We start from the raw sequence: 11719 nt of genomic DNA on the forward strand, positions 1-11719 counted from the left end.
GGCCCCGGGCGGCGTTCGCCCGGGGCCGGAACGCGCGTCGGGCGCCTCACCTGGGGTGAGGCGCCCGACGTGAACGCTTAGGTGACGCCGACCCGCCATGCTCGCCTCGCGGCAAGTGGTCGCTCGTAGCGACGATGGTTGGGCCCGGGGGCTTGGATCGGGCCGGCGTCACGTCAAGGCTAACAAACTCAGCGCAGAAGCCAATCCCGCTCGGAGATGCCGTCGTACGGGGCCGAAAAGGGCTTCCGGGCGACTTGTCCAGTCTCGTATCGTGGAAAGCCGTTTCCGCCATCTGCTGGATGCGGGGTGGTTACCGAGTACCGACTGGTAAGTGGGAGCATCGACAGACGCGGCCCGCCCGGCGTGGCCGCGTTCCAAGGGAACAAGGGAAAGCAGAGGAAGTCGGCCATGGCAACGGCGCCTAGCGTCTCGTACTCGATGACGGTCCGGCTGGAGGTCCCCGCGAGCGGGACCGCGGTCAGCCAGCTCACCACCGCCGTGGAGTCCTCCGGCGGATCGGTCACCGGCCTCGACGTCACCGCGTCGGGACACGAGAAGCTGCGGATTGACGTCACCATCGCCGCGACCTCCACCGCGCACGCCGACGAGATCGTCGAGAAGCTGCGCGGCATCGAGGGCGTGGCCCTGGGCAAGGTCTCGGACCGTACGTTCCTCATGCACCTCGGCGGCAAGATCGAGATGTCGTCCAAGCACCCGATCCGCAACCGTGACGACCTCTCCATGATCTACACGCCCGGCGTCGCCCGGGTCTGTCAGGCCATCGCCGAGAACCCCGAGGACGCGCGCCGGCTCACCATCAAGCGCAACAGCGTCGCCGTGGTCACCGACGGCTCCGCCGTGCTCGGCCTCGGCAACATCGGCCCCAAGGCCGCGCTGCCGGTGATGGAGGGCAAGGCCGCGCTGTTCAAGCGGTTCGCCGGGATCGACGCGTGGCCGCTGTGCCTGGACACCCAGGACACCGACGCCATCGTGGAGATCGTCAAGGCCGTCGCGCCGGGCTTCGCCGGCATCAACCTGGAGGACATCTCGGCGCCCCGCTGCTTCGAGATCGAGGCCCGGCTGCGCGAGGCGCTCGACATCCCGGTCTTCCACGACGACCAGCACGGCACGGCCATCGTGGTGCTCGCGGCGCTGACCAACGCGCTGCGCGTGGTGGGCAAGAAGACCGAGGACGTACGGGTCGTCATGTCCGGCGCGGGCGCGGCCGGTACGGCCATCCTGAAGCTGCTCATCGCGGCCGGCGTGCGGCACGCGGTCGTCGCCGACATCCACGGCGTGGTGCACTCCGGACGGCACGACCTCGTGGACGCCGACCCGGACTCGCCGCTGCGCTGGATCGCGGACAACACCAACCCCGAGAACGTCACCGGCACGCTCAAGCAGGCCGTCGTCGGCGCGGACGTCTTCATCGGCGTCAGCGCGCCCAACGTGCTCGGCGGCGAGGACGTGGCCGCGATGGCCGAGGGCGCGATCGTCTTCGCGCTGGCCAACCCCGACCCCGAGGTGGACCCGGCGGTGGCCAGGCAGACCGCGTCGGTGGTCGCCACGGGCCGCTCCGACTTCCCGAACCAGATCAACAACGTGCTCGTTTTCCCGGGCGTCTTCCGCGGTCTGCTCGACGCGCAGTCACGCACGGTGAACACGAAGATGATGCTGGCCGCCGCCCGGGCGCTGGCCGACGTGGTGCTCGACGACGAGCTGAACGCGAACTACATCATCCCGTCGGTCTTCAACGACAAGGTCGCGGGCGCGGTCGCCGGCGCCGTACGGGACGCCGCCAAGGCTGTGACCGGCACCACGGCGGTCTAGGCACGGCGCGTCGCGGTGCCAGGGGTCGCCCAAGCGGCCGTAGGGTGGCGGGCAGCACAACGGCCGCAGCCCCTGAGCAAGACGCGAAGCGAACCCTGCGGTGTGCTGCCAGGAGCGGACGGAGCGTCATCACAATGAGGCAGTGGCGCTTTTCGTGTGACTCCCCAGGGTGCCGGATTGGCTTTCGCGCCATAGGTGCGGGCAGGATGCTCCCCCGAGGACTGAAGTCCAGGGGGGACCCCCAAGGGGCGCGGAAAGATCGAAAGATCGGACCCGGGTCCGGGGACTGTCCGAGGGCCCTGGCAGCATCGGCTTCGATCTCACGCCTCATTGGCAAGAAGAACACGGGAGTACAACATGAACCGCAGTGAGCTGGTGGCCGCGCTGGCCGACCGCGCCGAGGTGACTCGTAAGGACGCGGACGCCGTGCTGGCCGCGCTCGCCGAGACCGTCGGTGAGGTCGTTGCTAAGGGCGACGAGAAGGTCACCATCCCCGGCTTCCTGACCTTCGAGCGCACCCACCGTGCCGCTCGTACCGCGCGCAACCCGCAGACCGGCGACCCCATCCAGATTCCGGCCGGTTACAGCGTGAAGGTCTCCGCGGGCTCCAAGCTCAAGGAAGCCGCCAAGGGCTGAGTCCCGACACACACGGCAGGGGCGGCCACCCACAGCGGGTGGCCGCCCCTGCCGTGTGTCCACCTCCGTGTGGCGTGGGCCACTTCGTCCGCCCGCCGCGCCAGCCGGCCCGCCCCGAACCGCCGCCCACCGGACCCGCTCGCGGCGCCCAGCGGGCCGCTGAACGCCGGAAGGTGTGCTTCCAGCGTCCTGTGGGCGTACCAGAGGCGTACGTAAAGGCCCTGTACGGCGGCGTGCGGGGGCTCCCGGGCGCCCGCTGGCCCGGAAGCCCGGCGGGCTGGCCCGGGGCGGCGGACGGGGTCGTTCCGTCGGCCCACGGAAAGCCGCCGCGGCGGGGTGGGCGACTGGGCCAGTGGCGGCGCCCCGGTCGACCCGGCCGGGCGGCGCGGGGCGCCGGGCGCCGCCGAGCCGTGGCGCGGGGGTCGCCGTCCGTGCCCGTCGCGGGGCGCTCTTTCGGCTTACTCCGGGGCGGGGGAGCGGGGCCCGGTGGACGGTTCGTGGAGGGCTGGGCGGGCGATTCGGGGCGAGCGTGGAGGCTGGCTGAAAACATTCGCCGTGCGCGCGATCGAGCGGCTATTTACGGCCATGATCATTCTTAACGGACGGGCCCACTCCGCCAGACGTGGGACGGCCCCGTGACCCACGGCCGGCGCCCCCGGACGGCGGGCTCGCGGCCCGACCGGCGGCCCTCGCCGCCCGTCCGCCCGAAACGGGCGCACGACAGCGCGCCGCCCCGCTCCGGGCGTACGGCCCGGGGCGGGGCGGCGGCGTGTCGTGCGCGGGGGCGACCGGTGGGTGTCAGCGGGCGCCGGCGCCCGGCAGCTCCACCTTCGCGCCCAGGTCGCCGAGCTTGCTCATGAAGTTCTCGTAGCCCCGGTTGATCAGGTCGATGCCGTGCACCCGGGAGGTGCCCTGCGCCGCCAGCGCGGCGATCAGGTACGAGAAGCCGCCGCGCAGGTCGGGGATGACCAGGTCGGCGCCCTGCAGCTTGGTGGGCCCGGAGACGACCGCGGAGTGCAGGAAGTTGCGCTGGCCGAAGCGGCAGGCGGAGCCGCCGAGGCACTCGCGGTAGAGCTGGATGTGGGCGCCCATCTGGTTCAGCGCCGAGGTGAAGCCGAGCCGGGACTCGTACACCGTCTCGTGCACGATCGACAGGCCCGACGCCTGGGTCAGCGCGACGACCAGCGGCTGCTGCCAGTCGGTCTGGAAGCCGGGGTGGACGTCGGTCTCCAGGGCGATGGCGTTCAGCGGGCCGCCGGGGTGCCAGAAGCGGATGCCCTCGTCGTCGATCTCGAAGGCGCCGCCGACCTTCCGGTAGGTGTTGAGGAAGGTCATCATGGAGCGCTGCTGGGCGCCCCGGACGTAGATGTTGCCCTCGGTGGCGAGCGCGGCGCTGGCCCAGGACGCGGCCTCCAGGCGGTCCGGCAGGGCGCGGTGGTTGTAGCCGCCGAGCCGGTCGACGCCGGTGATCCGGATGGTGCGGTCGGTGTCCATGGAGATGATCGCGCCCATCTTCTGCAGTACGCAGATGAGGTCCTCGATCTCCGGCTCCACCGCCGCGTTGGACAGCTCGGTGACGCCCTCCGCCAGCACCGCCGTCAGCAGCACCTGTTCGGTGGAGCCGACCGACGGGTACGGCAGCCGGATCTTGCAGCCGCGCAGCCGCTGCGGGGCCTCCAGGTACTGGCCGTCGGCCCGCTTCTCGATCGTCGCGCCGAACTGCCGCAACACCTCGAAGTGGAAGTCGATCGGCCGGCCGCCGATGTCGCAGCCGCCCAGGCCCGGGATGAAGGCGTGGCCGAGGCGGTGCAGCAGCGGGCCGCAGAACAGGATCGGGATGCGCGACGAACCGGCGTGTGCGTCGATGTCCGCGACGTTGGCGCTCTCCACGTGTGACGGGTCCAACACCAGCTCGCCCGCCTCCTCCCCGGGGCGCACCGTCACCCCGTGGAGCTGCAGCAGCCCGCGGACGACGCGTACGTCACGGATGTCGGGCACGTTGCGCAGCCGGCTGGGTCCGCTGCCGAGCAGTGCGGCGACCATGGCCTTGGGCACGAGGTTCTTCGCGCCCCGGGCCCGGATCTCGCCCTGCAGCGGGGTGCCGCCGTGGACAAGGAGTACATCGTCGGTGCCGGTCATAAGTCTCGCGTTCCTGGGATGGGCCTTGATGAGCAAGGGGGGCAAAAGGAAAGGGTAATGGCCAACGGGAGCCGCTCCGTAAGCTCGATCGGCTCTCGGCCACCGATCCCGGGCCCCGTAAGCGCGAAGGGTGTTCGATCGATGACTGTCCGTGATGTGCGCCGTCGCTGCTGTCGTACGCCCCACCTGCTCCCGGGTCGGGACTTGGTTTCCGCCCCCCGCGTGAGCCGGAAATGCGGGATCATGTGCGCATGACCGAGGTGTCCTCGCTCACAGGACGGTTGCTCGTCGCCACACCGGCGCTTGCCGACCCGAACTTCGACCGTGCCGTCGTGCTCCTGCTCGATCATGACGAGGAGGGCTCGCTCGGCGTCGTGCTCAACCGGCCGACCCCGGTCGGCGTCGGCGACATCCTCGAATCCTGGGCCGCGCTGGCGGGCGAGCCGGGCGTGGTCTTCCAGGGCGGCCCGGTGTCGCTGGACTCGGCGCTCGGCGTCGCCGTCGTGCCGGGTGAGTCGATCGAGGGCGACCGGGTGCCGAACTCGGGCCCGCCGTCGACCGGCGAGGGCGCGGCCACCCGCTCCCGGGCGCGTGTGCGCCGGGGCGACCCCATCGGCTGGCGCCGGGTGCACGGCGCGATCGGCCTGGTCGACCTGGAGGCCCCGCCGGAGCTGCTCGCCTCGGCGGTCGGCTCGCTGCGGATCTTCGCGGGGTACGCCGGGTGGGGGCCGGGCCAGTTGGAAGAGGAGCTGGTCGAGGGCGCGTGGTACGTCGTGGAGTCGGAGCCCGGCGACGTGTCGTCGCCCGATCCGGAGCAGTTGTGGCGCTCCGTGCTGCGGCGGCAGCGCAGCGAGTTGGCGATGGTGGCCACGTACCCGGACGACGCCTCGCTCAACTGACGGCACCTTGCTCAACTGACGGCGACGCGGCGCCCGGCTCGGTCGTCGGCGCGGGGCGGTGGGCTGGTGGCCGGGGCGCCGGTCGAGGCCGTTCGCGGGTGGTCGGCCCGCTGGATGTGGACATCGGTGTGCCCGGTCGGCGCGCTGCTCGGCGGGCCGGACCCGGGCAGGTAGGGGCGCTGTCGGGGGTGGGGCGGGCCTGATGGGCGAGGGTGTCGTCCCGGTGGGCGGTCGCCGTGTGGTTCCCGTTCTTGCAGGTCGAAGCCCCGGGGGGTGGCGTTGGTCGGGGTGGGCGAGCCGTGGCGAAAAGTAGTTCAACGTTAAACCAGCTTGGGTCATGCTGGGAGTGGAGCTGGCGGTCGCCGGACGGCCAGGCCCGCCCCCGTGTCAACGGAGACCCGCAAAGGAGCTGATCTGACGTGAGCCAGACCCTTCCGCTGCGCCTGCACCACCACGCGTGGATAACCGACGACCAGGAAGCCACCCGACGCTTCTACGAGGACGTGATCGGTCTGCCGCTGGTGGCCACCTGGAGCGAGCGGGACGTGCTGTTCGGCGCCGAGCGCGCCTACTCCCACACCTTCTACGGCCTCGCCGACGGCGGAGCCCTGGCCTTCTTCCAGTTCGCCAACCCCGAGGACCAGCGGGAGTTTCGGACCGACGTCCACTTCACGCCCTTCCGGCACATCGCCTTCAAGGTCGAGCGGGAGACCCAGGACGCGATGCGCGAGCGCGTCGCCGAGGCCGGCTACGCGGAGCCCGACACCTTCGTCGTGGACCACGGCTACTGCGTCTCGCTGTACGTCACGGACCCCAACGGGCTCATGCTGGAGTTCGTCGTCGACCACCCCGACGTGGCACGGATCGACGCCGAACGGCGTACGACGGCGCACGCCGATCTCGCCCGCTGGCTCGCCGGCGACCACACCAGCAACAACACCTGGCGCTGACGCCGGGCCGGCCCGTGGCGAAGGCGCCGTTCTGGGCTCGGCCGTCCCCGGCTCAGGCGCTGGCGGGCCAGTTCGCGCTGGTCATGGCGTAGTACTGGGCCGCCAGCGGATGGGCGCCGCGGGCCGGGATGGCCAGGTGGACGGCGACCGGGGGCGCGTTCTTCAGGCGTACGAAGCGGATGCCGGGGTGCGTGTGGCGCTGGGCGACCGACTCCGGGGCGACGCCGACGCCGTGGCCGGCCGCCACCGCCTCCAGCCATTCGTCGAAGTTGCCGCTGGTGCACGCCAGGGTGGGGCGCCGGCCCGCGGGCCACAGCTCGGGGCGGGTGGTGCCGGTGACGGTGTTGACCACGAGCGGCAGGTCGGCCAGTTCGGTCCAGTCCAGGACGCGGCGGCGGGCCAGCGGCGCCGCCGCCCCCGCCGCGCTGCGCGCGACCACCGCGACCCGCGCCTCATGGGCGACCACCTTGCTGCGGACCGCGTGGTGACCGTCCTGCCGGTCCCGTGGCACCTCGCCGCGTACCACCGCCACGTCGCAGTCGCCGGTGTCCAGGCCGGCCAGCGGGGTGTCCCGGCGTACCAGGCGCACCCGGGCGCCGGTGGCGGACTCGAAGGCCGCGCTCAGACCGGCGCAGGCGAGCGGCAGCAGCGAGGTGAAGCCGAGCCGCAGCCTGGCGTGCCGGCAGGGCGCGCGCAGCGCCTCGCCGAGCCGGGGGAGCAGCACGGCGAGTTCGGCGTGGAGCCGCTGGCCGGCGTCCGTGAGCGCCACGTGGCGCGTGCTGCGGTCCAGGAGGCGGGCGCCCACGGCCTCCTCAAGGGCGCGCACGGTGCGGGTGAGCGCGGGCTGTCCGATGCCCAGCCGGTGCGCGGCGTGCGTGAAGTTGCGCTCGTCGGCCACGGCCACGAAGCCGCGCAGGTGCCGCAACTCCACGTCGGGTAGCCCGAGCAGCCCCGTGGCCACCGGCTCCCGCGCGTCGTCGCCGCTCTCCTCGTACCGCTCGTCGCCACTCATGCCTCCCGAGCATAAGTGCCCGCGCTCGGGCATTTCCGCGGCGATCCGGAGAGTGCCTACGCTTCCGGCCCGCCGCCCCGTTCCGGCTGGGCCTGCCGGGCGGGGCAGGGCCGCCGGTCACCCACGACCGTCAACCTCAAGGAGCGCACTGTGCGCAAGGTCTCGCTGCTCGCGCTGGGGGCGTTCACCCTCGGCCTGGACGCGTACGTGATGGCCGGGCTGTTGCCCGTGGTCGCCGACGACCTCGACACCACCGTGTCGCTGGCCGGCCAGATGGTCACGGCCTTCACCCTCGCCTACGCGCTGTCCGCGCCGCTGGTGGCCGGGCTGCTCACGGGCGCCAGGCCGAAGACGGTGATCCTGGTCGCCCTCGCCGTCTTCACGCTGGGCAACGGGCTCACCGCCGTGGCGCCCTCGCTCGCGCTGCTGCTCGCCTCGCGCGTCGTGGCGGGCGCCGGGGCCGGGGTGTACGCGGCGCTGTCCACCGCCGCGGCCTCCGCGCTGGTGCCCGCCGAGCAGCGCGGCAAGGCGCTGGCCCTGGTGATGGGCGGCATGAGCACCGGCACCGTGCTGGGCGTGCCGCTGGGCGTGCTGCTCGCCGAGCACGCGTCGTGGCGGGCCACGATGGGCCTGGTCACGGCCCTGGGCGCGGTCGCCATCGGCGGGCTCGCGGCGCTGCTGCCGCAGGTTCCGGCCGAGCCCCCGGTGCCGGCCAGGGCGCGGCTCGGGGCCATCGCCGACCCGGCCGTCGCCCCGGTGGTCGGCGTCTCCTTCCTGGGCGCCGTCGCCAGCCTGGGCCTGTACACCTACCTGGCCCCGGTCCTCGAAGCGGCCGGCGACATCGACGGCGTCGCCCCCTATCTGTGGGCCTGGGGCGCCGGCGGCGTGCTGGGCAGCCTGCTGATCGGGCCGCTGGTGGACCGCACGGGACGGGTGCGGGCGCTGGTCGCGGCCCTGCTCACCGCCGTGGGCGTGGCGCACCTGGTGCTCGCCCCGGTCGCCGGCGTGCCGCTGCTGCTCGGCGCGGCCCTGGTGGTGTGGGGCGCGGGCGGCTGGGCGCTCCAGGTGCCGCAGCAGCACCAACTGCTCGCGGTGAGCGCGCGGCGCGGCACGGTGGCGCTCGCGCTCAACAACTCGGCCCTCTACCTCGGCAGCGCCGTCGGCTCCGCGCTCGGCGGCCTGGCGCTCGCGGCGGGCCTGCCCGGCGACGCGCTGCCCTGGGCCGCCGCCGCGATCCTCGGCCTCAGCCTGCTGCTGCACCTGGGCGCGGGGCGCGCGGCCCGCGCGCGAGGCGCCGGCGCGGCGGGCGCGGGCACGGCGGATGCCGGCGCGCCGGGGGCGGTTGGCGACGCCGCGCGAGCGGACGGCGACGGGGCGGGGCGCGGAGCCGGCGGCGCGGGCGGGGTCGCGGGCCCGGCGCGTGTTGGGGACGGTGGGGCGCCGGGCACACCCCAGGCGTGAGTACCCTTGGGCTGTATGAGCACTCCTCTTCAGCCCGAGCCTGAGCGCGGGGCAGGTACCGGCACCCTCGTCGAGCCGACGCCGCAGGTGTCGAACGGCGACGGCGACCACGAGCGCTTCGCCCATTACGTACAGAAGGACAAGATCATGGAGAGCGCGCTCTCCGGATCGCCCGTCGTCGCACTCTGCGGCAAGGTCTGGGTCCCCGGTCGTGACCCGAAGAAGTACCCGGTGTGTCCCATGTGCAAGGAGATCTTCGAGGGCATGGGCGCCGGAGGCGACAAGGGCAAGGACGGCAAGGGCGGTAAGGACGGCAAGAAGTAGCCGCTGCCGGCTCACGCCGCCCGCGCCCGGAGGCCGCACGCGCGCCCGGTCCGTATCCGCTCGGGATACGGACCGGGCGCGCGGTGTTGTCGGGCCGGGCCGCGCAGTAAGGTCGCTGCCATGAGCGGGCGCGTGGAACGGGCGGCGTATCTGGTGTTCGGGGCCCGGGAGGTCGATGAGTCCGACGAGGGTTCGCCGGCCTTCAGCCAGTTCGACAAGGACTGGGACGCACAGCTCCAGCAGTGCGGCCGACTGGCCGCCGAGCGGGGCTACCAGCCCGTGGGCAGCAGCGTGTTCTCCGTGCTCCAGGCGTCCATGGACAGGCTCCTGGAGTGGGCGGACGACCCCGGCTGCGACGTCGTCCTGGTCGCCAGCCCCCGCCTGCTCCGCCGCATGCACGCCTGCTGGCCCGACTGGGACCAGGTGGTGACCCGGCTCGGCGCGGCCGGCGCCCGCCTCGAAGCCGTGCCGTTCCCCGAGCCGGCCTACCCCGGCGAGCGCTTCCCGGACTAGCCCCGCCCCGCGCTCCTTCCCGCACGCCTTCCCGTACGCGCCGCGCCGGGCCATACTCCGACCCCGCCGCCACGGCCGCCCCCGCGCCGCCGCCACCACGACGCGTCGTCACACCGCCGCTTCCCGCGCCGCCGCCGCACGCCGCGCCGCCGTTCCCCGTACGGCCGTGCCTCGCGCCGCCACGCCCCGTACCGCCGCGCCCCGCGCCGTCGCGTCCAACGTGTCGCGCCGTGCCCCGCGTTGACCCGTAGCCGGTCCCTCGAACAGGTGGAGGTGGCCGGGCCGCGCGGAGGGGTGGCCCCTTCGCCCGCTCACTGCCGTCCGGGCCCGCGCGCGGGCTGATCCTCGCCCCCCCGTTCCGGGGCCGCCGGGCCTCGCCGGGCTGGGTCGTGGTCGGGCGTCGCCGCCTGGGCTGGCCGGCCGCGCGACCAACTCATGTCGACATGCCGCGCCTTGTGCGCACTTTTTGCCGGTCACGAAGTGGTCGGGACCTCTTGTACGGCCAGACAACGGCCCTTAACCTCCTCCGTATTGTGCAAAGCGAAACGGGCGTTGCGCATCGTGCAACGCCACTCCGTGGGGGTTTCCGTATATGAACGTCTTTGCTCGAATAGCCGCGCCGGTGGCGGCACTTGTCGCGGCCGGCCTGACCGCCACCGCCTGCGCCCCGTCCACCTCGGACAACGAGGCGAAGAAGGACGACAAGAGCGGCACGCTGCGCGTCTGGCTCTTCCAGGAGGTGGACAACGACCCCAAGAAGAAGGTCGTCGACCAGGCCGTGGCGGACTTCCGCGGCAAGCACAAGGACGTCGACGTGGACGTCACCTACATCCCGATCAACACCCGGGCCGAGAAGATCAAGGCCGCCTTCAACGACCCGAAGAGCGCCCCTGACCTGATCGAGTACGGCAACACGGACACGGCCGGTTACGTGCAGGACGGCGGCCTCGCGGACATCAGCGAGGAGTTCGCGAGCTGGCCGCAGAACAAGGACACCGACGCCACGGCCAAGGAGTCGGTGACCGTCAAGGGCAAGACGTACGGCTCCCCGCTCTTCGTCGGCGTGCGCGCGCTCTACTACCGCACCGACGTCTTCAAGGACCTCGGCCTCAAGCCGCCGACCACCCAGGAGGAGTTGGTCAACACCGCCGAGAAGATCCGGGCGGAGCGGGGGGACCTGTACGGGCTCGCGGTGGGCGGCGCGTACACCTACGGCGCGATGCCGTTCCTGTGGGCGAACGGCGGCGAGTTGGCCACCGAGAAGGACGGCGTCTACCGCTCGACCATCGACAGCGCGCAGTCGCAGGCCGGCATCAAGGCGTACACCGCGCTGTTCGGCGACCAGAACTGCCCGGCCAACAAGTGCGCCGAGATGGGTGGCAACGACACCGTCGAGGCGTTCGCTTCCGGCAAGGCGGGCATGGCCATCGCCGGTAACTTCAACCTCCCGGCCATCGAGGCGAGCAAGGTCAAGGGCAAGTACGCGGTGGTTCCGCTGCCCGGGAAGAAGGCCGGCGAGATTGCTCCGGCGTTCGCGGGCGGAAACAACATCGGCCTGCTGAAGAGCAGTTCGCACCGCACCCTCGGCCTTGACCTGATGCAGTCGCTCACCAGCAAGAAGACGCAGGGCGCGCTCTTCGACGCGATGGGCTTCCTGCCCACCTACACCGACGTGCGCAAGGAGGCCGCGGCGCGCCAGCCGCTCGCCGAGCCGTTCGTGAAGACCCTGGACGTGGCGAAGTTCGTGCCCGCGTCGCCCGGCTGGGCCGCCATCGACGCGGGCCTGGTGCTGCCGACGATGTTCCAGCAGATCGTCAGCGGTCGTAAGGACGTGGACGCGGCGGCCGGCGAGGCGCGCAAGAAGATGGACGCCGCCTTCACCGAAGCGGGCTGAGTGAGCCAGTGATGTCCCCCGACTCCTCCTCTCCGGCCCCCGGCGCGGGGCCCGGCGCCCC

The 11719-nt window shown here is 72.7% G+C and carries 10 protein-coding genes; 8 read left to right on the top strand and 2 right to left on the bottom strand.

The window, feature by feature from the left end:
- The first annotated feature begins 408 nt into the window (after positions 1–408).
- Positions 409–1830 (top strand): NAD-dependent malic enzyme, encoded by a 1422-nt coding sequence (locus H7H31_RS22645; protein ID WP_176161899.1) that lies wholly within the window; start codon positions 409–411, stop codon positions 1828–1830.
- Positions 1831–2187: 357 nt separating this feature from the next.
- On the top strand, positions 2188–2466 hold the full coding sequence (locus H7H31_RS22650; protein WP_176161898.1) for an HU family DNA-binding protein: 279 nt from the start codon (positions 2188–2190) through the stop codon (positions 2464–2466).
- A 798-nt stretch (positions 2467–3264) separates the two neighbouring features.
- On the opposite strand, the gene murA is transcribed toward H7H31_RS22650, so the two are convergent.
- Entirely contained in the window at positions 3265–4605 is a 1341-nt protein-coding gene (gene murA / locus H7H31_RS22655; RefSeq protein ID WP_187063078.1) for a UDP-N-acetylglucosamine 1-carboxyvinyltransferase, read from the bottom strand.
- A gap of 251 nt (positions 4606–4856) precedes the next feature.
- Between murA and H7H31_RS22660 the strand changes: the two genes are divergently transcribed.
- Both H7H31_RS22660 and H7H31_RS22665 read left to right on the top strand, forming a co-directional pair.
- Positions 4857–5504 carry a YqgE/AlgH family protein gene (locus tag H7H31_RS22660; RefSeq protein WP_187063079.1) on the top strand — a complete coding sequence of 216 codons (648 nt, stop codon included), beginning with the start codon at positions 4857–4859 and terminating at the stop codon, positions 5502–5504.
- A 419-nt stretch (positions 5505–5923) separates the two neighbouring features.
- Positions 5924–6454, top strand: a complete 531-nt coding sequence (locus H7H31_RS22665; RefSeq protein ID WP_187063080.1) for a VOC family protein — start codon at positions 5924–5926, stop codon at positions 6452–6454.
- 52 nt (positions 6455–6506) lie between these two features.
- Here the strand turns inward: H7H31_RS22665 and H7H31_RS22670 are convergent, their stop codons facing one another.
- A complete protein-coding gene (locus tag H7H31_RS22670; RefSeq protein WP_187063081.1) occupies positions 6507–7466 on the bottom strand; it encodes a LysR family transcriptional regulator in 960 nt (319 codons plus the stop codon).
- A gap of 150 nt (positions 7467–7616) precedes the next feature.
- Between H7H31_RS22670 and H7H31_RS22675 the strand changes: the two genes are divergently transcribed.
- From H7H31_RS22675 to H7H31_RS22690, 4 genes are all read left to right on the top strand, one after another.
- Positions 7617–8927 (top strand): MFS transporter, encoded by a 1311-nt coding sequence (locus H7H31_RS22675; RefSeq protein ID WP_187063082.1) that lies wholly within the window; start codon positions 7617–7619, stop codon positions 8925–8927.
- 15 nt (positions 8928–8942) lie between these two features.
- Positions 8943–9251 (top strand): DUF3039 domain-containing protein, encoded by a 309-nt coding sequence (locus tag H7H31_RS22680; protein WP_176161892.1) that lies wholly within the window; start codon positions 8943–8945, stop codon positions 9249–9251.
- A gap of 120 nt (positions 9252–9371) precedes the next feature.
- Entirely contained in the window at positions 9372–9764 is a 393-nt protein-coding gene (locus H7H31_RS22685) for a recombinase family protein (RefSeq protein WP_187063083.1), read from the top strand.
- 592 nt (positions 9765–10356) lie between these two features.
- Positions 10357–11658 (top strand): extracellular solute-binding protein, encoded by a 1302-nt coding sequence (locus H7H31_RS22690; protein WP_187063084.1) that lies wholly within the window; start codon positions 10357–10359, stop codon positions 11656–11658.
- Positions 11659–11719: the final 61 nt, after the last annotated feature.

The organism is Streptomyces buecherae, from assembly GCF_014295035.1.
Classification (GTDB): domain Bacteria; phylum Actinomycetota; class Actinomycetes; order Streptomycetales; family Streptomycetaceae; genus Streptomyces; species Streptomyces youssoufiensis.